Source organism: Peribacillus sp. FSL H8-0477, assembly GCF_038002765.1.
Taxonomy (GTDB): Bacteria; Bacillota; Bacilli; order Bacillales; family DSM-1321; genus Peribacillus.
The window spans coordinates 695,442-716,029 of the sequence record NZ_JBBODE010000002.1 but is presented as its reverse complement, the minus strand read 5'-3'; the positions used below and the strand labels follow the sequence as shown (position 1 = coordinate 716,029).

Genomic DNA, 20,588 nt, shown 5'->3' with positions numbered 1-20,588 from the left:
TGCCAAAAAAACAAAAAAAGGTTTGGATATGATTCATCCAAACCTTTTTTTGTGTTATCGTTTTGTCTATTTCAGCCAATGAGTAATCGTAAATACAACCCAATTAAGGTAATAAGTAATACTGGAATCGTAATAATAATACCCGTTTTAAAATAGGTACCCCATGAAATAATGACTCCTTTGGTTTTGAGGACATGCAGCCATAACAAAGTTGCTAACGAACCAATCGGCGTGATTTTCGGGCCTAAATCCGAGCCAATCACATTGGCGTAGATGAGACCTTCTTTGATAACGCCAGAAGTTGCTGTATGATCAATGGCAAGCGCATTAATCATCACCGTCGGCATATTGTTCATTAATGATGAGAGTATTGCTGCGATGAAGCCCATCGCGAGCGTACCAACAAATAATCCCTGGTCAGCTGCCAGCTGAATAACATCTGCCAGCACATCGGTCAACCCTGCATTTTTCAATCCATACACGACGACATACATCCCAATAGAGAAGAAGACAATGTTCCAAGGTGCTCCCTTTAGAACATTTTTTGTATTGACTGCTGAACTTCGTCTGGCCATTAACAAGAAAAAGATAGCAATGACACCTGCGATGAACGAAACAGGTACTTGAATATACTCACTGCTAAAGTACCCGATAAGAAGGATAGCCAGTACAATACCTGATAACCGGAACATCCTGATATCTTTTATCGCGTCTGCTGGCTCCTTTAACTCTGCCATATCATATTGTTTAGGGATACTCTTTCTAAAATAAAGATATAAAACTAAGATACTCGCTGTTAAGGAAAATAAATTTGGAATAATCATGTTCGAAGCAAACTCAATGAATCCTATTCCAAAAAAGTCAGCAGATACAATGTTCACTAAATTACTAACTACAAGCGGAAGTGATGTGGTATCTGCAATAAACCCACTCGCAATGATAAAAGGGAAAATCATTTTATCTTCCAGCTTTAAATTCCGGACCATTGCCAGTACAATCGGTGTCAGGATGAGTGCTGCTCCATCATTTGCAAATAACCCTGCCACTACTGCCCCTAGAATACTGACATATACAAACATCTTCACTCCGCTACCTTTAGCTGCCCGCGCCATGTGCAGCGCAGCCCACTCAAAGAAACCAATTTCATCTAAGATAAGAGAAATAATTATAATTGCAATAAACGCTAATGTAGCATTCCAGACAATCTGTGTTACTTCAAATACATCATGAAAATCTACGACTCCCGCCAATAAGGCAAGAACTGCGCCTCCACAAGCTGACCACCCAATTGATAACCCTTTAGGCTGCCAAATAACTAGTGTAAGGGTTAAAAGAAAAATAATAATTGCTGCTATCACTGAAATCACTGCAGGTACTCCTCCTATATACTTAGCAACAGGTAATTCGTTTTCCCTGTGCTTTTAAATTGTCTAACTTTCCTTGCTGACTGGGGACCGCGTGAATAACGGTTTGAACAAAAGAGTAATTCGGATGATTTGGATTTAATGAATAGAAAATCCATTGTCCTTTTCTTGTTTCCTTTATCAATCCTTTATCCTTCATTTTTCGTAAATGCTGAGAAATCGCTGGTTGACTCATCTCAAATAAATCTACAAATTCACATACACAACATTCGTTTTCAGACATAATCTTCACCATTGTTAACCGCGTTTTATCACCTAAAAGCTTTAAAATGTCGGCAATTGCCTCAATACTTTGATCTGAATGATGGTGCATGATCTCCCACCCTTTTTATCTTATCATAACATAAGCAAATACTTATATGGTCAACAGATTGTTTGGAAAAAAGGGGGGGTATTTCGATGATTACTTGGCAAAAACAAGAGTTATTCCCGTCAGCAGCATCGATATTCCCGTCTGGTCCTGCTATAATCCCGTTTAGAAAGGCCATAATCCCGTCTGATCCTGTTATAATCCCGTCTAGGCCAATTCCAAATCTAAATAATACCCCTTAGGGTATTATTTATAAAAAATAAAAAGGACTTTAAAAAGCCCCTTTACACCTAACTTAGCGTTCACAAGCAATATTATCTTTATCCCGATCTTTTGTCTTATTGGCATTATATAAAGCCTTTGATACATATGGTTTAATTTTTGTTTTGCCGCCTTTATTTTTCGTGTTCTTTGTTTTAGCCACTCCGCCTTTATAGACTTTGTTCATCGCTTTACAATTACTGAATTTCTTAACTTCACCTTTCGCTTCAGCTACATCCAAAGTACTGAAAGAAAATCCAAGAACTAAACTTAGTGATAATACTACCATTGTTATTTTTTTCAATTTAACTACTCCCCTTCACATTTAACGTCTACTATTGTATATCAGGCTATAGGTCTATTAAATGGTAAATATATGAAAATAAATAAGTCTACGTTATTACTGTCCAGTTAAAGTGTCCTACCCACGCTCACTTTGTGTTAAAATTTAACAATAAAATAAGGGGGCCGCTTATGGAAGAGAACGAATTGCTTGTCTATCATGTTGTAACGAGGAAGAAAATGAATCTAGGTCAGGTCATCTTCTTTGATAAGAATCAAAATAATACGTTATATCGCTTCTTTTTTGAGAAGGAACATCTTAATGCTAAAGGTGAAGACTTTATTCAGATTTTACAAGATCACTCTACAAGTGATGGCTTGAATATGAATAAAGAAAATGCCGAAGTAGCTATCAAGTATGTAGACCAAACAATCCGAGCGATTAGAGAAGTGATCGTAGAAATGGTGAGACTTCAAGAGTATCCTGTCTATCCTTCAAGATTGTCTTGTTTATATGCTGCAAAAAGCTATGAAGATGCTTTGAGATGGAAAGAATTATTCGATTCGTACAATCGGGATGTTTTACAGATTGTTAAACTTCGAGTAATGGGGCATTCTTTTTTGGGCGACAGCAGCCTATTGCCAAAGGAAGATGCTGTACCTTTTTCACGAAAGATGGAGCAAGCTAGAGAATATTGGGAGGGAAAGGTCCACCTTGATCTTCCAGAGCTTTTGGTTAATGGGCACATTGAAGTAATTGAAATTATTGACGATTTTACAAACCTAGAAAAAAGATGATCCCTATTATTTAGAGATCATCTTCTTCATTCCTATTCACAAATATTTACGATGAATACTCTTCCCATCATACGAGAATAAAATCTCTTTCTTTTCCATCACCGATTCTAGATGAACGGGCCGCCCCCACAGCTGGTGGATATAGGGCATGACCTTTTCTAAGTATTTCAGGTCTAGTTCAATGTCTTCAAACCAATGTTTTAAATAGATTTCACCTTTGCGCTGATAGTCCCCGTCGTTAACGGTGATATAAGGAAAACCGCCGTTCACCCTCATCCCTACTAACTGATCACGGACTTTTTCCCATTGCTTATCCACGATTTTATAGTCTTTCCCCTGCTTTTGAAACAAATACAGATCCTCACGCATCACCAAGTCTTTCGTTAAATAGTTTCGTATGAATGAAATATCGGATTCAATTTCTCGAACCTCAAACATCTTTTCTCTGCCGGATTTTGGTTGGATTCCAAGCTTTTTCATTTCATCTGTTGGATTATCATACCGGTCCTCAATATCCTCAAATATTTTAAGTCCTAAATAGTACGGATTGATACTCGTGCGGGATGGCTGAACCACTCCTGCATTTAACTTAGCAAATTCAATGGCTTCACTTGAGGTGAGATCGAGCTCTCTAAGAATACGCTGATGCCAATACGAAGCCCAGCCATCCTTTCGCTAAGGTGTTTAATTGTTTGAAAATAATATTAGAGTAATTATAAGCATTTCTATCAATAACCTTCTATATAATAATTTTTGTTTAGACGGACAAAACATAGAATTTCCTTAGGTTCAATAGTTGGTGATCAAAACACAAATAATCTTAAAATGACATTAGGAGCCTAGCATCATTTCTTTTACCTCAATCTCTATCTAAAGAAATTTAAGGACTTTTTTATTACAATCTTTACATAGATAAGGTTTTTGTGAACAATATTTGCCGATGCGTTTCACAGCCGTATTATATGAAAAAAACACTCGATTTGAACGAACTGTGGTATATTTACTAAGGATTCCCACCTATTAGTAAAGACTCATTACTTTTTTAAACAGAACTGGTAAATTAGGTAATGGACATAAAAACATATAGATTAGGTGGAAATTATTTTGATGAAAAAATGGTTAGTTTTAACGATGCCGTTTGTTTTACTATTGGGGTTCACATTCAATGGTACAGCCAATGCATCAACAAAAGGTTCAGAAGAAGCGTATAAGAAAGAGCTTTCTATGTTAACGGAAGAAGAAAAAATTTCCTATTTTGAACGAATTGATCAAGAATACACAATCGGAGAAAAATTTTCATTAAAAGATCAAACGTTTGTTGAAATGTATGCTGAAAAACCGAATACTTCGGGCATCAGTTTGCTTGCTTCAGAGACAATTTCTGGTTCAAAAACAAGCAATGGTGTGACCGTAAAAGTGAGCGGAACGATTAAAGACAATATTCAAAATATCATTAATCAAAGTTTCACGGCTTCCAACTTAAAAACGAGTACAACAGCAGGTGCGAGTAAAGTAACGTCTGTTAAAACAGTTGTTTATCATAATGCTTATGGATTAGTAGGTAGTGATGGCATTGGTAAAGTCTATTCGGGTTCGCTTTCTACTTCTGGAAAAAATACGACCTTGTCGGCAACGAAGAAGTATACTGGGATTGTAGCGTATGCATCCACATGGTGTACGGTGACGGTTAAGCATACGGGCGGTACGTTTACCATTAATCCCAAGTAAAATCATCATAAAAAAAGGGGACATTTTATCATGAATAGTTTCGGCCTTCCAGGAATTATTATCACAGTAATTGTGGTAGCAGGACTCATCTTCTTATTCAGAAAACTTTTTTTAAAAAAGTAACAATTAACTAATGATCAAAAAAAGGAGTAGCTTTTGCTGCTCCTTTTTTTGTGTTTTCTTTTCTCGAAAAATGGGCTTAGTCATCCTCAACTCCTCTCTTTCGATTTTGGATATGCTACACTGCACGAAAAGGAAAAAATAAGACTATTATCTCATTTGATTTACAATTTTTTGCAAACCTGATAAATTTCCTTTGCCTAAAGTAGAGTAATAATTTATATGTTTTTGTACTGCATTTAAAGCACTTTTATAAAAATCCTCACCAAAATCTTTCCTAATAGTTTCAAGTAAAAATTTATTTGTATCATTATTAAACGCCCTTTTATATTCTTCTCCATTCATCATAGCCAAAAATATGGTAATGAAAGCCTGAGCAGAACCTTCGTTCATTCCTGTAGCCCTGTTAATTTCTATTTTCCCTTCACTTCTAGTCAATCGTCCTAAATATACTTTTTTGGCTATTTCATATGCACCTTTACTCATTTCATTAGTAATTTTCATTTAAAAACCCCCTAATATGTTTTTTAAAAAGCGAGTTAATAGACAGTAAAAGGTCAATACTATTAAAAGCGCAACTGTAAAGCACAAGAGGAGCTACTTCTGTATTTAAAGCGAATTTTTCCTCTTGCGATATATAATATTTAAATTAACAAGAGTTAACCTAATAATTAGGTTAACTCTTGTTGGTTATTTTTTCTCCATTTTAATTAGTTTGTTATACGTAACTCCTTGATAAACACCTTTTACAAATCCAACATTTTTAGCATAATAAAATAAGTATCCATCACTAGTCATCACTTCAATACAATTTTTAAATGTTCCAGCGGGAACTTTAACTGTCTTAGTAACGGAGGTCACAAGAGCAAATCCATCTCCCCCCATCTCAATACTCCACTTTTTCCCTATTTTTATAGGATATTTTATAGAAGTGGTATATTCAGATTGGGGATATCCCGAATGTAATCCATTTTTATCTTCACCTAGAATGTACACCTCTTTGTTTAATGTCCACTCATCCCATCCTAGATTCTTCCCAGTATAAACATGTTTGTACTGCTTTCCTTCTATTACATATGTATAAATTTTCTTTTTATCAGCCAAATAAGAATTAGCAAATTTAAGATGTTTAGTCATAACATATGCTTTCTTCTCTTTGTAACGAATTTCTGACCATCCACTTTTCGTTTTAGCGTAAACATAAACTCCAGCGTCCTTTTTTAAGGAACCAACTTTTTTAGATGTAAGACTTGTATTACTTCTTACACTCAAAGTACCAATTTTGACATTTACATGGGCTATCTTTTTTGTAGCACCTTCAGTAGTCGATATGTTAATAGATAAAAAAGATAATAATAAGATAAACATAATAAATACTTTATATAACTTTTTCAAAAAACATTCTCCTCTCTTTCACTTAATAACCTAATAGTAATATTTTACTATATTTTCATAAAGAAGGGTTATTTAAATTTTCATTCTACACTAACTCTCCCTATATTTCCAAACACTCATTAATTAGAACTTACAAAGCTTATTAGGTTACCATCAAAGGTTAATAAAATACACTAAAGAAACGGCCTTCCAGGAATTATTATCACAGTAGTTGTGGTAGTAGGACTCATCTTCTTATTCAGAAAACTTTTTTTAAAAAGTAACAATTAACTAATGATCAGAAAAAGGAACAGCTTTTGCTGCTCCTTTTTTGTGTTCTCTCTTCTCGAAAAATGGTAAAGGTCATCTCCACCCCCTCTCTTTCGATTTTGGATATGCTACACTGCACGAAAAGGAACAAAAGGAACACAGAATAAGGATAGAAAGGGGGATAAACATGGGAAATTGAGTATGAGACCGAAAGTCTTATACTCGTTTTTTATTAACATGTAAGATCATTCCTGTTTTTTTGCCCATTAACATAAAATAGGTAATTTATGTTAAAATTTAATTAAAAACAGAATGGTTTTTAACGGAGCAATAGTGAAACTAAGGGGGTACGAAATGAAGATTTTATTACACGTATGTATAGGATGGTTTGTTATTTTTACCTTAACAGGATGTATCGGGGAGGAATATGATTTTACGCCGCCAGCCATCACCTTGTTAGGCGAGATGGGGTACGAGTCAGACGAATTGACCGAAGCCAATCTTGCCTGGCGCGGACCCGAAAATGTACCGATTAACAAGGAGGTAAGTGACCTCACCGACTTCGCTAAAAAACAGCCGCAACAGTTCTATGTGACAGGAGAAAAAGTAAAGCTGTTGTTTGACCACACCGACTTTGTTGAGCGTTCGTTACAGGTGTATTTGTGGAATGATGAACAAAAAATTGGGTTAGTTGCCGCCAACGGCGACATCACGTTGCCTCAAGAGAACGGGGAGTTTGTTCTGGAAATCAATCTGGATACAGATAAAGGGAAAGCTCAGTATGTGGGGCGTATGAACATTTCGAATAAGTAAGCACCGTTTGGGAGGCGGATTAGAAAATATATCAAATGAGATACCGTTCATCAAATAAATTCAGTTCCCTAAACTGAGTCGTTCCGATACTACTGTGGATAAATCCAATAACATCAACTACAACGTTCATTCAACGTTAGCATCGCCTGGCCTAAACGCTTGAAAATGATCATGCTGAGCAATGCATTGATTATTAAATATGGTTAATCAGCCCTAAAGTCCAATGACACCCATGTCACTCTTCGTGCTGTGGGTCAACTTCACTTTCTTCAATAGAATGACCTGATGACATCCACATGTCTACTTGGTCAATGGTTTTGTTTTGCACCGCATACTCATACAACATTTTTGTCTCGCTCTCAAATCTAACATGAAGATAGATAACAGGATGTATTTCATGTTCATCTGTATCCGTGATTACCCAAGAATCCTCTGGATACACACCTTCTAAATGATGCATCAATTCCTCTGTTGCTTTGTTTGTTTGGTATTGCACAATAAATGGTCTAACTACATAAAAGGTTATGCCTAGTAGTAAAATCACACCTGATAAAACCCAAACAATTTTTCTAACTTTTTTCGGTAATTCAAGGGCTAAGCAACCAATTGCTATGATAATTCCTAAAAGTAAAATCAAGTCAATTATTGTGGTAGGGTGCATATACTTCCCCTCACTTTTAATTTGCATTTTACGATAAAGTGTTGTGATAAACGGAGTTGTTAGTTTAAGTACACCTTCATTTTAACATATAATTACAATTTACTAAAAAAAGGTAGATTGTAATTTAATACGTCTAATTGAACTTGGAGGTGGTTATCTGAAAAAATACTTGTTCTTAATGTTGTTAATAAGCCTATTGTTACTTTCTGCCTGTTCTAATCGAAAAACGCAATCATTAGAAGAGTTTTAAGGATGCAAAAATTGAAAATGTAGATAAAGTTATCATTCAAGATGGTTCAACTGGTTATTCTAAACCATAACTAATCAAGAACAAATTGTTGAATTTCTATCTCTGATTAAAGAAATAGAATATACTCCACAAGATAATCAAGAAGAACGAGTTGGATGGCGATATGGTATCACTCTTTTTGATGGCGAAAAAGAATTTAAGTTTACTCTAAATCAAATTGATAATACCTATTACGATTCAAATCCAGATATTTACCCCATTATAGATAACTATTACAAACAGTTAGAAATTGTAGAAGAATAAAGGACTTTAAAACTCCTAAAGACCTCTTATAATGAGGTCTTTTCTTATGCAATTCTTTGCGTTTCACCAGTAGTATTGCAGTAAAGTGTAATCCTCGCCCTCACTTAATTGGTTCAGAATTTGCAAATACTGAGGAACATTCCTCGCTACTTGATCTCGTTGAAAACTAGCACGATTTAATATCCCATTTTGGACATCCCTGTTGCGGATATAAACAATTAGAGAGAATGACCGATGTATGAAGTGACATATAAGCAAAAAGGAAGAATCTGATAAAGATACATACATTTACCTTTTACCCTTATTTTCGTTAAACTTTTATTAGGAGTGAACAACATGAGAAAAGCAATCATCGCCTTATGCTTAGGAGTTATCCTGGCTGCATGCAGCCACGAGGAAAACAATTCTTCTCCGAAGACGAGCGAGAGTGAGCGTGAGGTACCCAAGCAAGAAAGCAACAAGCGTTCTACTCAAGTGAATGAAAACGAAACACAGATTGACACCCGCAAAACGACTTCATGGGACGGCGAGTGGGTCTTTGTCAACGATGACACACTTGGTGAATTACACATTGAACAAGAAAGCGAACAGAAAATTAGGTATAAGTTGGTTGGTTCTACGATGAATGCCGACAGTTCCTATGCAAACGCCTTTGAAGGAAGCGGGGTCATCACGGGTGACGAGGCAACCTTCACAAATGAGTACAAAGAAGGATGCGGCGGGGTCATGAAAAAAAGGGGAACGACGATTACCCTCACCGTAGAAAATGAAAGCTGTCATACCGCCATGGTCTACGTAAACGGGAAGTACCTGCAAGCGCATTCCATCGTTCGTCAGCCGCTTCTTGCTTGGGTAGAGGGAGAATTTGTGCTGAACGGAATCGCGTTAGGTGATTCTGCCGCACACACCAAAAAAACCGTGGGAAATCCTACGCACGCAGGGCCTGATGAAGAAGGATTCTACGAATGGGTGCATACCTACCCAGAAAAAGACCTGTTGGTGTCGTACACCCAAGATCGCGTAGTGGAATCCATTCATACAGAAGGGGATGCATCCGAGCTAACAGGGATTGCTTCGTTTGATGGACAACAATACAGCGACGGAGACGAGAATACCTATTGGTACAACCCTGAGAACGAACAAGTATTAATCGTCAACCCCACCCATGAAGGAGGGACGGAGCGGCTTACTTATTTCGTTTCCTATGCTGACGAGAATTTCCATTACGGAGTGGAGAATGGGTTAATCACCCCCCACTAAACGTCTAAATAGAAAACCACAACCAAAACTTATGAACAAATCGTCTGCTGATTTGGTATTTCAATTAGGATATCGATACGAAAATGGAGGGTTCGACATGACATACGCACGTGAGAAACGCAAGGTATTCAAACTATTAGGTGCAGGGGCAGTACTCGCAATCATTATTTCCCTACATATTCTTATTAACTATGGGACATTCCCGATATTCGACTCGTCAACGTTCATTATTTTAGGTGGGGCAATGTTATTCCCCATCGGAGTAGTTTACGGTTGGAGAGATTGGTTAAATTTCTTACTTAGTCGTAGAGATGTGCATCATGAACCTGCTGATAGATATTACACGAGAAAAGAGCGGGATATGCACCATGCAACCAATCTCTCAGGTGGTATCCTGTTTTTCGCTATTAAATTAACATTTCTTACCTGCTTTGGTTGGGTCTTTGGGGTTTATAAGGCTAGTAGATTATTGGTTCAATTAAAGGGTGAGGATGCTAGTCGTGAATCGACTATTGCACACTACTCGGACATATCTTCGACCCAAGACATGGCGCAAGAGTATTCTGCGGACCGTGATGGGAGAGAGTAAACGTTAGAAAGTGAGGAACAACTTTCTTTTTCGTGGTAAGAAAAAAATGCAAACTCTAGTTTATTAAGTCATAAACGACCATGCATTTTTCGCTATGAGTGATAAAATCTTTGCATTTCAGCTTATAACCATCCATTAATAATGAACATAAGAATTTGATAGGCATTATAATTAGTCTGCTTGAGAGCAAAGAATAATTGTGGGATATATAAATGAATGGAAAGAACCCAGAGACGCTTTTTATTAATGCGTCCCTGGGTTCTAAGATTTTACTTTAGACAATTCGTAACTATCTTAACTGCAAAATCCTAATTGGGCAGCATCCGTTTGAATTTATTCATTACCTTTACCATACCCTACAACTCAGGCTAATTTGGTCATATATGACTTAGTTGAATTAAAAGCAATATTGCCTAAAAAAATGCTTATTGAATGATATGGAGATTTAACCAATAAGGGATACTCCAAAAAAGTAGGAGTTCCCTTAGTTTCTTTCAAGAACAATCGATTATTAGGGAGAGATCATAAATGAATAAAAAAACAGTGCGGAGCGTCAGCATAATACTCGTCTTCTGTATTGGCTTTTTTTTCTTGTTCGTGAACCATAACTTACCTCGATCTTTTCATCATAAGTGGACAGCAACAACGGACTTACATGAAGAAAATATAAATGGACTCTACCTAATTGATAATATAAGCAATCAGGCATTTGTCGATACGTATGGGGAACATTTTCATGAGAATAAGAAAACGGAAGATCATACCTACTTTCAACTACAAAAGAATATTCAAATTGCCGTTAACGCCAAGGGGGAGATCATGCGTATTAGCGCGGACGGAAACGTTCTGACTTCAAAAGGAATCAAAGAAGGTGATTCCCTTAAGAAAGTAAAAGCCGCTTACGGTGAAAATACCTATTCCCGTGAAGAACAGGGCGTAGACATTTTAGGTTATGTGGATAAGAAACGTAATCAATCCCTCGAATTTTGGCACTATAAAGATAAAGTGCTCTTTTATCGGTTTGATGACAATACAATGAAGTGATGTCTAGGTGCGGTACACAGGAACATTACTCTTTTTTATAGGCTGATTACGGAAGCAATACAGTTGATAGTTAGACCAAACATCTTAGACTTGTCTAATACGTGTGGTCTAACTACTATTTATTTTATTCAACTACCACACCCGCTAATTCACTAATAACTTCACCTATAAAGACAGCGAAGTTTAATCTTCTATTTTACCCTCAGTCGGATATTTTTCCTTCAAAATATGATGCAGAAACATTATTCTAACTGCTATTATAAACTTTTTCTTATCGATTAAAGATTCTTGATTTCTCAAGAATTCTTCCAACTCTTCCGTAGTTAATTCACAATAAGCAGCTAACGTCTCATAACTTAATCCTATGTCTCTATGCAATCCTTCTATAATTGTACATAATCTTTGTTCTTCATTAATATCTACAAATGTTAATAAAGTACTCAGTTCTATTGGATGATAGGGATATGTTTTTTCATTAGTGTATAAAAGCTTATTTATTAAATCGTCTGACATTTTGTAAATATTTTTCAACTTCGCGATATTCTCTTCTAGTGTAACTAATTCCATAATATAACTACCTCCAATAGCATTTATTTACTCCATGTTTTACTAAACTATCCTATTCCTTAAGTTCCATAAGAAATAGCTGCCTTAAACGTCCACATCCCCATTTTGACGTGACCCATCAGAAATGGATGTACTTACTTAGTAATGTAAGGCTATTGGCTATAAATCCTCCCACTTCAATAGTCATACACCTAGTATTATTGATAAAACTAATCAGTAATGCCTTTTTATTACCATTTTTAACAAAGGATGAGCAAATAAGCCAAGCCTATGGGTCACGTTCCCTACACTTGTTTTCGATCCCTTTTCGCTTCCTTTACTTGTTCTGATTAGTTTTTTTACTCCATGATGTCAATCCGAACCTGGCGATTTCTTGTTTTCCCACTGACACAATGAGTGTGGCGTCTAACGCATGTTGTTTCAGTTTATTTAATTGGTGGTTCGGTGGAACACGACGGACTTCAGTCGTTTCTTCCTCGATGCCTAAATAGTAGGTAAACACATACGTCCCATCATCTTTCGGTTCGAGTTTTTCGCTAAACGAATGACCATATCCCAGCCCGCTTTCTTCATACCCAGATGTGAAGACATTAAACCCCATGACGGTTTGTGAAGCGGTGCGCAGGGACTGAATTGGCACAATGTGATGATGCAATATTTCACTTTCTGCAATGGACATTTTTTCAACTACGACTGCATGGTAGGATAACGTATATAATTCTCTAGTAATTGACTAGGACGTGTAAGTCGTGAACGCTTAAAATTTCCTTATTATTTTGGATTGTCTTAATCGTTAACAATAATTTTTTTTAAGTCTGAGCCTTTTTCTAAGTCAGAAAATATTTTGTGGATCAAGACGTGGTTTATATTCCAATTTATTATAATTTTTTATTGTCTTTTCTAATTGAAATAAAAAAGATGAACCCTGTTCAAAACAGAGTTCATCATCTTCATTCCTATTCACAAATATTTACGATGAATACTCTTCCCATCATACGAGAATAAAATCTCTTTCTTTTCCATCACCGATTCTAGATGAACGGGCCGCCCCCACAGCTGGTGGATATAGGGCATGACCTTTTCTAAGTATTTCAGGTCTAGTTCAATGTCTTCAAACCAATGTTTTAAATAGATTTCACCTTTGCGCTGATAGTCCCCGTCGTTAACGGTGATATAAGGAAAACCGCCGTTCACCCTCATCCCTACTAACTGATCACGGACTTTTTCCCATTGCTTATCCACGATTTTATAGTCTTTCCCCTGCTTTTGAAACAAATACAGATCCTCACGCATCACCAAGTCTTTCGTTAAATAGTTTCGTATGAATGAAATATCGGATTCAATTTCTCGAACCTCAAACATCTTTTCTCTGCCGGATTTTGGTTGGATTCCAAGCTTTTTCATTTCATCTGTTGGATTATCATACCGGTCCTCAATATCCTCAAATATTTTAAGTCCTAAATAGTACGGATTGATACTCGTGCGGGATGGCTGAACCACTCCTGCATTTAACTTAGCAAATTCAATGGCTTCACTTGAGGTGAGATCAAGCTCTCTAAGAATACGCTGATGCCAATACGAAGCCCAGCCTTCGTTCATGATTTTGGTTTCAAGCTGCGGCCAGAAATAGAGCATTTCTTCACGCATCATGGTTAAGATGTCACGCTGCCAGTCGGTGAGTTCCCGGCTATATTGCTCAATAAATAGGACTATGTCCTTTTCTGGTCTTGGCGGGAATTTCTTATGTTTCTTTATTGGCGATTTCTCGGGTACAACGTTTGTATCTAATGACCATAATCCATCATAGGGGGTCTGCTTTTGTTTTACTTCTTCACTGGATTCTTCATCGAATAGATCAAACTTTGCCCTCATCATCGAAGGGTCAATATGTTCTTCAATGGCTAGGACGGCATCAAGAAAGGTTTCGACTTCTTTTTTACCGTGAATGGTTTCATAATGGCGGATTCGGTCAGCTGTAGCGGCCATACTTTCTACCATGTCACGTTTCGTATTTTGAAAACGAATGTTATTTTTGAAAAAATCACAGTGTGCTAAGACGTGTGCCACGATGAGCTTATTCTGTATTAAGGAATTAGAATCTAAAAGAAATGCATAGCATGGGTCCGAATTGATAACGAGCTCATATATTTTACTCAATCCAAAATCATAATGGAGTTTCATTTTATGAAATTGTTTTCCAAAGCTCCAATGCGAATAACGGGTTGGCATTCCGTAAGCACCAAATGTATAAATAATTTCAGAAGGACATATTTCATAGCGCATCGGATAAAAATCAAGACCGAAACCTTTTGCTATTTCGGTAATTTCACTTATTGTATACTCCAAATCCCTATGCTCTGAAGTATTCATCTGCCTCTCCCCCTTTTCTATCCTTACTCTACTGTATGAAAAAAGAGAGAGAACATGACGAAGAAGACATTTTCAATGCGGCTGACTGGATAATACTCTGTCTACTTACCCTTTTCTTCTACTATAAGGTTCAACATTTTTTTATTCGTTAAATCATGTCTGATTTTCACTTTCACGGTCCTTTCCTTTCCCTGATCTTTGACTAGAAATTGAAAACTATCCTCTGCTTGTCCATTTGGATTTTGAGTACGTCCCTTATATTCATAATCGACTACATCGTCGTTTGGATAATCGGCTTTAACAACGGCAATAGCTATTCGGCCATATTTTTCATAACCAGTATTTGCTGCAGATGTATTCAGTCCGAATTGGCAAACAATCAAGAGGGTTAAACAGGCACATATGAGTTGTTTCATGTGATTCCTCCTACCTATTTTGTTCTTTTTAGTATGTATTTTTTTTCAAAGCTTATTCCTCTTCGGTTTGCTAAGCTCACCAGTGACAAGACACTTATTTCTACATTTTTTATACTCAATATTATTCAGGAAAATAGCAACAAGTGTGCAAAAGCAACAGCTCCACTTTTTGCATAGAGATTGCCGTACGCTTCGTGAACAAACTAACAGTAGCTCCTGATGAAGGAGGGGTATTGATGGAGAAGAATGATTATGACCGGGCATTATTTTGTACACATCGCTCGGATTGGGATAATTTAACCATTTTGATGGTTCAAACTAAAGATCAATTTCTTTCTAAGAAAATTGAACATTTTCTCCATGTGTATCATTTTGAAACCGATTATACAATCGTTCAAGCAAAGCTGTATTCCCTATTCCGTTACTTGGATCATGCTACGGAATGTACCTATGAGGAGTGGGCGGCTGTTTCTGAATAATTATTCTTAGCGTTTGTTTTCTAAACGTTTCTATGCTAAAAAATAAAAAAAAGATGGAAGGACTTAGTCCTTCCATCTTTTATCATATCCTTAGCTAACGCCTAACTTCGCTTCAATTCCAGCCATGAAATCGGAAGTCACTGCTGCAAGTTTTTCTTCAGCTTCTGCCATTGACGTTCCTTGCACGCCAAAATAAAATTTAATTTTAGGTTCTGTACCAGAAGGCCGCAAGCAAACCCATGTACCGTCTTCTAAGAAATATTTGAGTACATTTGATTTTGGCAAATCAATTGGTTCTTGAGTATTCTTTAATAAAGAATGCTTCTGACTGCTTCGATAATCTTCCTCAATAACAACGTGCTGTTGGGCAATTTGCTTTGGAGGGTTATTACGGAAATCGTCTAAAATTCCATTGATTTGACGAGCTCCATCGATTCCCTTAAGCGTAAGTGAGCGCAGTCCTTCTAAATAATAACCATACTTTTCAAACACTTCTAAAAGACCCTCATATAAGGTTTTTCCTTGTTTTTTATAATACGCACATACTTCAACCGCAAGTATAGCGGCTTGTATAGCATCTTTATCCCTTGCGAAATCTTTAACTAGATAACCGTAACTTTCTTCATAACCAAATAAGAAACTATGCTCTCCACTTTCATTATAAGCATTAATTTTTTCGGAAATAAATTTAAAACCAGTTAACACGTCGATAGTAGGCAATCCGAATTCAGATGCAATCTTCCGACCAATTTCCGAAGTAACAATCGTCTTTAAGATCACACCATTTTGAGGAAGTGTTTGCTTTTCTTTCTTTTGTGTAAGTAAATAATCCAATAATAGTGCACCTGTTTGATTTCCAGTCAATACCACGTATTCGCCTTGGTGGTTTTTAACGGCGATTCCTAGACGGTCAGCATCTGGATCAGTCGCAATTAACAGGTCAGCATCGACACTGTTCCCAAGTGTAATTGCCTGTTCGAATGCAGCATGCTCTTCCGGGTTCGGTGAAGCAACTGTAGAAAAATTAGGATCTGGGAGTTCTTGTTCGGCAACAACGTGAACGTGCTTATAGCCAAGGTCCTTTAATGCCCGACGCACAGATTTATTGGACGTACCATGAAGCGGCGTAAACACTATTTCCAAATCAGTTTCTTCCGCTAATTGAGGATTTTCTGGCAAAGTTAGCAGCTGCTCATTATACAATGCATCGATTTCTTCTCCAATAACTTGAATCAAACCTTTTTGCTTCAGTGTTTGTTCATCTTCAATTTCAAGCACCAGTTCATTTTCAATGTCATCAACAAATCGTATTACTTGATCTGCCGGCTCAAGGGCAAGTTGAGCTCCATCTGGACCATATACTTTGTATCCATTATATTCAGGAGGATTATGGCTAGCCGTAATGACAATTCCTGCATAAGCATTTAGTTCACGAACAGCAAAGCTTAACTCAGGTGTTGGCCGCAGTTCATCAAACAGATAGGCCTTTATTCCGTATGTTCCAAGTGTTTTAGCTGCTTCCATAGCAAATTCCGGGGATTTATGACGTGAATCAAAGGCTATGACCGCACCACGTTTTTTTGCTTCCTCTCCAAAAGATGAAATATAGGCAGCTAGTCCTGCCGTTGCCTTCCTAACCGTATAGATATTCATGCGATTTGTGCCTGCGCCTATTTCTCCACGCATCCCGCCTGTACCGAACTCTAAATTTTTATAAAAAGCATCCTCAAGCTGCGCTTCATCGCTGCTGATTTCTTCTAATTTTCTTTTTAATTCTTCATCAAGATTTTGAAATCCTGCCCAAGACTGATAACCGGTCTTCCAATTCATAAAAACACTCCTTTTCTAATTTTACAATGTTTGATATTTACTAATTATGTATCTTCTAAAGTTATCACAATCTTTTTAAAAAAAGAAGGGACGGATTTCATAGAAATCCTTCCCTTCTCTGCATCTTTATTCCTGTTGTTATTTTTCTCCTTTATGATAATGAAGCTGGTAAATATCATGCCTGCGATCTTTTAACTGCTGTACGGTACCATTTTGGCGTTCCCGTCTCAGAATTTCAAGATCCACGTCTCCGATAAGAACCATTTCAAGGTTAGGACTTGTTTCTCCAACTATACCATCACGAGCAAATTCAAAATCTGAAGGAGCATAAATTCCTGATTGTGCATACTGAATATCCATATTTTCGGTTTGCGGCAGATTTCCGACTGTACCAGAAATAACTGTATAAATTTGATTTTCAACTGCGCGAGCTTGTGCACAATATTTCACGCGCAAGTACCCTTGACGATCTTCTGTACAGAAAGGTGTGAAGATAATCTTCGCTCCCATTTCGGTAGCAATACGGGCCATTTCAGGGAATTCAATATCATAACAAATCTGAATCGCAATTCTTCCACAGTCTGTATCAAAAACGCGAATACTGTCTCCAGCATTTATTCCCCACCATTTACGTTCATTTGGAGTGATATGAATTTTGTATTGCTTCTCTATCGTTCCATCACGGCGGAATAAGTAGGCAATATTATAGATATTATCATCATCTTCTTTTACAAAATGAGATCCTCCAATGATATTGACGTTATAACGTACGGCTAATGTTGTAAACAGTTCAATATATTGTTCAGTAAACTCCGTCAGCTTTTTGACTGCCATGCTAGGCGACCTTTCGTTTAAGAATGACATTAGCTGGGTCGTAAACAATTCTGGAAAGACTGCAAAGTCAGCATTTGCGTCGGATGCGACATCAGTAAAATACTCTACTTGATTGGCAAAGTCTTCAAATGATTTAATTTGACGCATCATGTATTGTACTACGCAAATTCTTACAGGCTCAGACGTTTTAAAGTAGCGTTTATTCTTAGGTCTGTAATCGACATTATTCCATTCCATTAACGTCGCATATTTATTAGACTGAACATCATCTGGAAGATAATTAGGATTGATTCTCATAAGAGAAAACTCGTTTAACAGTTGGAATGATAAGACTGGATCATACAGCTTATGAAGCTGTACTTCTTTTACGTATTCTCTTGGTGACATTTCTTCCGAATATTTATGAAAATTAGGAATTCTTCCACCAATAATAATACTCTTTAAATTCAGCTCAGCTACTAAATCTTTTCTTGCTTCATATAATCGGTGCCCAATCTTCATCCGTCTAAATTCTGGATGAACCATTACTTCTATACCATATAAATTATATCCATCTGGATTATGATTTGTTATGTAGCCATTATCGGTCACATCATCCCAAGTATGACGATCATCATATTCATCAAAGTTAATGATAAGACTCGAACAAGAACCTATTACCTTCCCGTCGTATTCTGCTACAAATTGACCTTCAGGAAAAATTTGCAGGTGACTTTCTAATTGCTCCCTCTTCCATGGAATCATCCCAGGAAAACAAAATTCTTGGAGTGAGATAATTTCCTCTATATCTTCAAGTCGCATTTTACGTATTTCCATAATTTTTTCATACTTATGTAGATCAAGGTTTTCCATATTCTTCATACTCCTTTAATGGCACTGCTTCATTTTAACAACATACCCTACTTTTACTCATATGAAACGAAAGATCAACTGAGTTTTTCTTTCTTTAAAGAAATGACCTTAGGTATTCAGAACGAAGTAGCTGGGTATATATATTTTACTTACTTATCAAATCATACTATAATTTTTAGGGAATACGAAGTAAGGAGAGTATAAATGAAAAAATCAGCTACTCGAGATAATTTCCTATTTTTCGCATGGGCCATTTCGATCATTGCAACTTTTGGCAGCTTATATTTTTCAGAAATAAAGCAATATGAACCCTGTGAATTATGCTGGTATCAAAGAATTCTTATGTATCCGTTTACGGTTATTTTAGGTATTGCCGTAATAAAAAAAGATTATCAAATCAGCCTTTATACCATGATTCTAGCTGGCATCGGTGCACTTATTTCTACATATCATTATTTAATCCAAAAAGTCACATTCTTTGCAGATCATGCTGCTGCATGCGGCAGAGTCCCCTGTACAGGCAGTTACATCAATTGGTTCGGCTTTATTACCATCCCCTTTCTCGCAGGCACAGCATTTATACTCATTTTTATTTGCAGTTACATCGTTTGGAAAAATAAGGAGGCCTAACCGTGAAAAAAATGTTGATTTTTCTCTCTATCATTGTAGCGTTATTTATTATAATCGGTATTATGACTAATATACAAAAAGAAGATAAACTATCAGATGGTAATCCCTATGGTAAGGATGATTTGAAATCATCAACTGTTGATCAACTTGATGATCCTAACTATCAAAACCTCATTCTTCCGGATGAATTAGACAAAAAATTAGCTGACAAGTCGGATATCACTGTCTATTACTACAGTCCTGAGTGCCCGCATTGTGTTAGAACAACACCAGTTGTTGCTCCATTGGCTGAAGAAATGGGAATTGATCTTGTACAGTACAACATTCTTGAGTTTGAGCAAGGCTGGAACGATTATGGAATTGTTGAAACACCAACAATTATCCATTACGAAAATGGTAAAGAACAAGACAGAATCAGCGGTTATCAAGAAAAAGAAGTATTTAAGAATTGGTTTGAAACGAACGATATTAATTAATTTATAAAAAACAGGAGAAGACTTTTTAAAAGTCTTCTCCTGTTTTTCTGTCTATATTTATGTATACTCTTTAGATAAGAAATTGATTAGCTGGTTCTACATAGGAGAAACGTTCATCTTCTGATTCTACAAGTAAATGAAAATTTTCATGCGTAAAAGGGAAAAAAAGGCCATTTTCACTGAGCAGGCGTATGTTATGGTTGAATAAATCTTCGGAATCTAAGTCTAATTGAAAAGAAGTACATGTTATCTTTTTATCAAGCAATGTTAAAATGACTTGAAGGCAGCTCATTATTTGGAAAGCAGATTTTAACGTACCATGATAGGTAAAGCGGCCGCTGTCTTTATGTAATACACCAATTTGCATAAAATGAAGAATTTCATTTTTAGTGAAGAATTGTGGAAATACTGTCTTGTAAAAATACGTGACAAGGTTATTGATTTCTTGTTCTTGCTCAATAGTCGATGAAAATACTGTCTTCACCTTTAACCCACCTTTTATGTCATATGATATTTCTGAACTGCCTGATAATTTATTACTAATAGAATATCATATTGTGTAATCATTTTTACGTGGGAATAAAATCCAATAAGTAAATATTATAGGATAAAAGGTGCGTTGTTTTACCTTTTGTTGTAAAAAACGG

The 20,588-nt window shown here is 36.5% G+C and carries 22 protein-coding genes and 1 pseudogene; 9 read left to right on the top strand and 14 right to left on the bottom strand.

Annotation, left to right across the window (positions count from 1 at the left end):
* Positions 1 to 71: 71 nt before the first annotated feature.
* The 3 genes from MHI18_RS15235 to MHI18_RS15225 all read right to left on the bottom strand — a co-directional run bounded on the left by MHI18_RS15235 (position 72) and on the right by MHI18_RS15225 (position 2,299).
* Complete coding sequence (locus tag MHI18_RS15235; RefSeq protein WP_340848547.1) at positions 72 to 1,367, bottom strand: arsenic transporter; 1,296 nt, start codon at positions 1,365 to 1,367, stop codon at positions 72 to 74.
* 22 nt (positions 1,368 to 1,389) lie between these two features.
* Positions 1,390 to 1,737, bottom strand: a complete 348-nt coding sequence (locus MHI18_RS15230) for an ArsR/SmtB family transcription factor (RefSeq protein WP_340848546.1) — start codon at positions 1,735 to 1,737, stop codon at positions 1,390 to 1,392.
* 292 nt (positions 1,738 to 2,029) lie between these two features.
* Entirely contained in the window at positions 2,030 to 2,299 is a 270-nt protein-coding gene (locus MHI18_RS15225; protein WP_340848545.1) for an excalibur calcium-binding domain-containing protein, read from the bottom strand.
* Between the two features lie 170 nt (positions 2,300 to 2,469).
* Between MHI18_RS15225 and MHI18_RS15220 the strand changes: the two genes are divergently transcribed.
* Complete coding sequence (locus MHI18_RS15220; protein WP_340848543.1) at positions 2,470 to 3,075, top strand: DUF2441 domain-containing protein; 606 nt, start codon at positions 2,470 to 2,472, stop codon at positions 3,073 to 3,075.
* A gap of 36 nt (positions 3,076 to 3,111) precedes the next feature.
* Here MHI18_RS15220 and MHI18_RS15215 read toward each other — a convergent pair.
* A pseudogene (locus MHI18_RS15215) lies at positions 3,112 to 3,744 on the bottom strand (SpoVR family protein); the annotation flags it as partial.
* A 438-nt stretch (positions 3,745 to 4,182) separates the two neighbouring features.
* Here MHI18_RS15215 and MHI18_RS15210 point away from each other — a divergent pair.
* The gene (locus tag MHI18_RS15210; RefSeq protein WP_340848541.1) at positions 4,183 to 4,803 is read left to right on the top strand and encodes a hypothetical protein; all 621 of its coding nucleotides are present in this window, start codon (positions 4,183 to 4,185) and stop codon (positions 4,801 to 4,803) included.
* Between the two features lie 270 nt (positions 4,804 to 5,073).
* Here the strand turns inward: MHI18_RS15210 and MHI18_RS15205 are convergent, their stop codons facing one another.
* Positions 5,074 to 5,427, bottom strand: coding sequence for a hypothetical protein (locus MHI18_RS15205; RefSeq protein WP_340848540.1), 354 nt, complete (start codon positions 5,425 to 5,427; stop codon positions 5,074 to 5,076).
* Positions 5,428 to 5,613: 186 nt separating this feature from the next.
* Positions 5,614 to 6,318 carry a hypothetical protein gene (locus MHI18_RS15200; RefSeq protein ID WP_340848538.1) on the bottom strand — a complete coding sequence of 235 codons (705 nt, stop codon included), beginning with the start codon at positions 6,316 to 6,318 and terminating at the stop codon, positions 5,614 to 5,616.
* Between the two features lie 603 nt (positions 6,319 to 6,921).
* Between MHI18_RS15200 and MHI18_RS15195 the strand changes: the two genes are divergently transcribed.
* Complete coding sequence (locus MHI18_RS15195) at positions 6,922 to 7,380, top strand: hypothetical protein (protein ID WP_340848537.1); 459 nt, start codon at positions 6,922 to 6,924, stop codon at positions 7,378 to 7,380.
* Between the two features lie 235 nt (positions 7,381 to 7,615).
* Here the strand turns inward: MHI18_RS15195 and MHI18_RS15190 are convergent, their stop codons facing one another.
* Positions 7,616 to 8,041 (bottom strand): hypothetical protein, encoded by a 426-nt coding sequence (locus tag MHI18_RS15190; protein WP_340848536.1) that lies wholly within the window; start codon positions 8,039 to 8,041, stop codon positions 7,616 to 7,618.
* Between the two features lie 889 nt (positions 8,042 to 8,930).
* Between MHI18_RS15190 and MHI18_RS15185 the strand changes: the two genes are divergently transcribed.
* The 3 genes from MHI18_RS15185 to MHI18_RS15175 all read left to right on the top strand — a co-directional run bounded on the left by MHI18_RS15185 (position 8,931) and on the right by MHI18_RS15175 (position 11,487).
* Entirely contained in the window at positions 8,931 to 9,854 is a 924-nt protein-coding gene (locus tag MHI18_RS15185) for a hypothetical protein (RefSeq protein WP_340848534.1), read from the top strand.
* A 97-nt stretch (positions 9,855 to 9,951) separates the two neighbouring features.
* Positions 9,952 to 10,443: a hypothetical protein gene (locus MHI18_RS15180; RefSeq protein WP_340848533.1), complete on the top strand. Its 492-nt coding sequence runs from the start codon at positions 9,952 to 9,954 to the stop codon at positions 10,441 to 10,443.
* 528 nt (positions 10,444 to 10,971) lie between these two features.
* Positions 10,972 to 11,487, top strand: coding sequence for a hypothetical protein (locus tag MHI18_RS15175; RefSeq protein ID WP_340848532.1), 516 nt, complete (start codon positions 10,972 to 10,974; stop codon positions 11,485 to 11,487).
* Between the two features lie 183 nt (positions 11,488 to 11,670).
* Here the strand turns inward: MHI18_RS15175 and MHI18_RS15170 are convergent, their stop codons facing one another.
* The 4 genes from MHI18_RS15170 to MHI18_RS15155 all read right to left on the bottom strand — a co-directional run bounded on the left by MHI18_RS15170 (position 11,671) and on the right by MHI18_RS15155 (position 14,840).
* Complete coding sequence (locus MHI18_RS15170; protein ID WP_340848531.1) at positions 11,671 to 12,054, bottom strand: HTH domain-containing protein; 384 nt, start codon at positions 12,052 to 12,054, stop codon at positions 11,671 to 11,673.
* Positions 12,055 to 12,370: 316 nt separating this feature from the next.
* Positions 12,371 to 12,733: a hypothetical protein gene (locus tag MHI18_RS15165; protein WP_340848530.1), complete on the bottom strand. Its 363-nt coding sequence runs from the start codon at positions 12,731 to 12,733 to the stop codon at positions 12,371 to 12,373.
* 281 nt (positions 12,734 to 13,014) lie between these two features.
* Entirely contained in the window at positions 13,015 to 14,424 is a 1,410-nt protein-coding gene (locus MHI18_RS15160) for a SpoVR family protein (protein WP_340848528.1), read from the bottom strand.
* A 101-nt stretch (positions 14,425 to 14,525) separates the two neighbouring features.
* Positions 14,526 to 14,840 carry a DUF3889 domain-containing protein gene (locus MHI18_RS15155; RefSeq protein WP_340848526.1) on the bottom strand — a complete coding sequence of 105 codons (315 nt, stop codon included), beginning with the start codon at positions 14,838 to 14,840 and terminating at the stop codon, positions 14,526 to 14,528.
* Between the two features lie 236 nt (positions 14,841 to 15,076).
* Between MHI18_RS15155 and MHI18_RS15150 the strand changes: the two genes are divergently transcribed.
* Positions 15,077 to 15,319, top strand: a complete 243-nt coding sequence (locus tag MHI18_RS15150; protein ID WP_340848525.1) for a YhdB family protein — start codon at positions 15,077 to 15,079, stop codon at positions 15,317 to 15,319.
* A gap of 90 nt (positions 15,320 to 15,409) precedes the next feature.
* On the opposite strand, the gene MHI18_RS15145 is transcribed toward MHI18_RS15150, so the two are convergent.
* Both MHI18_RS15145 and MHI18_RS15140 read right to left on the bottom strand, forming a co-directional pair.
* Complete coding sequence (locus MHI18_RS15145) at positions 15,410 to 17,149, bottom strand: phospho-sugar mutase (protein ID WP_340848523.1); 1,740 nt, start codon at positions 17,147 to 17,149, stop codon at positions 15,410 to 15,412.
* 138 nt (positions 17,150 to 17,287) lie between these two features.
* Complete coding sequence (locus MHI18_RS15140) at positions 17,288 to 18,835, bottom strand: bifunctional GNAT family N-acetyltransferase/carbon-nitrogen hydrolase family protein (protein WP_340848522.1); 1,548 nt, start codon at positions 18,833 to 18,835, stop codon at positions 17,288 to 17,290.
* Positions 18,836 to 19,039: 204 nt separating this feature from the next.
* Here MHI18_RS15140 and MHI18_RS15135 point away from each other — a divergent pair, with 204 nt between their 5' ends.
* Positions 19,040 to 19,465, top strand: a complete 426-nt coding sequence (locus MHI18_RS15135) for a disulfide oxidoreductase (protein ID WP_340848521.1) — start codon at positions 19,040 to 19,042, stop codon at positions 19,463 to 19,465.
* Between the two features lie 2 nt (positions 19,466 to 19,467).
* A complete protein-coding gene (locus tag MHI18_RS15130) occupies positions 19,468 to 19,941 on the top strand; it encodes a thioredoxin family protein (RefSeq protein ID WP_340848519.1) in 474 nt (157 codons plus the stop codon).
* Between the two features lie 70 nt (positions 19,942 to 20,011).
* Here the strand turns inward: MHI18_RS15130 and MHI18_RS15125 are convergent, their stop codons facing one another.
* Positions 20,012 to 20,425 (bottom strand): DUF5365 family protein, encoded by a 414-nt coding sequence (locus MHI18_RS15125; RefSeq protein WP_340848517.1) that lies wholly within the window; start codon positions 20,423 to 20,425, stop codon positions 20,012 to 20,014.
* Positions 20,426 to 20,588: the final 163 nt, after the last annotated feature.

Bases quoted from the DNA above. Each gene is read 5' to 3' on its own strand.
- MHI18_RS15230 (WP_340848546.1), bottom strand. From the start codon at position 1,737: ATGCACCATCATTCAGATCAAAGTATTGAGGCAATTGCCGACATTTTA.
- MHI18_RS15220 (WP_340848543.1), top strand. From the start codon at position 2,470: ATGGAAGAGAACGAATTGCTTGTCTATCATGTTGTAACGAGGAAGAAA.
- MHI18_RS15210 (WP_340848541.1), top strand. From the start codon at position 4,183: ATGAAAAAATGGTTAGTTTTAACGATGCCGTTTGTTTTACTATTGGGG.
- MHI18_RS15205 (WP_340848540.1), bottom strand. From the start codon at position 5,427: ATGAAAATTACTAATGAAATGAGTAAAGGTGCATATGAAATAGCCAAA.
- MHI18_RS15195 (WP_340848537.1), top strand. From the start codon at position 6,922: ATGAAGATTTTATTACACGTATGTATAGGATGGTTTGTTATTTTTACC.
- MHI18_RS15190 (WP_340848536.1), bottom strand. From the start codon at position 8,041: ATGCACCCTACCACAATAATTGACTTGATTTTACTTTTAGGAATTATC.
- MHI18_RS15185 (WP_340848534.1), top strand. From the start codon at position 8,931: ATGAGAAAAGCAATCATCGCCTTATGCTTAGGAGTTATCCTGGCTGCA.
- MHI18_RS15180 (WP_340848533.1), top strand. From the start codon at position 9,952: ATGACATACGCACGTGAGAAACGCAAGGTATTCAAACTATTAGGTGCA.
- MHI18_RS15175 (WP_340848532.1), top strand. From the start codon at position 10,972: ATGAATAAAAAAACAGTGCGGAGCGTCAGCATAATACTCGTCTTCTGT.
- MHI18_RS15170 (WP_340848531.1), bottom strand. From the start codon at position 12,054: ATGGAATTAGTTACACTAGAAGAGAATATCGCGAAGTTGAAAAATATT.
- MHI18_RS15165 (WP_340848530.1), bottom strand. From the start codon at position 12,733: ATGTCCATTGCAGAAAGTGAAATATTGCATCATCACATTGTGCCAATT.
- MHI18_RS15160 (WP_340848528.1), bottom strand. From the start codon at position 14,424: ATGAATACTTCAGAGCATAGGGATTTGGAGTATACAATAAGTGAAATT.
- MHI18_RS15155 (WP_340848526.1), bottom strand. From the start codon at position 14,840: ATGAAACAACTCATATGTGCCTGTTTAACCCTCTTGATTGTTTGCCAA.
- MHI18_RS15150 (WP_340848525.1), top strand. From the start codon at position 15,077: ATGGAGAAGAATGATTATGACCGGGCATTATTTTGTACACATCGCTCG.
- MHI18_RS15145 (WP_340848523.1), bottom strand. From the start codon at position 17,149: ATGAATTGGAAGACCGGTTATCAGTCTTGGGCAGGATTTCAAAATCTT.
- MHI18_RS15140 (WP_340848522.1), bottom strand. From the start codon at position 18,835: ATGGAAAACCTTGATCTACATAAGTATGAAAAAATTATGGAAATACGT.
- MHI18_RS15135 (WP_340848521.1), top strand. From the start codon at position 19,040: ATGAAAAAATCAGCTACTCGAGATAATTTCCTATTTTTCGCATGGGCC.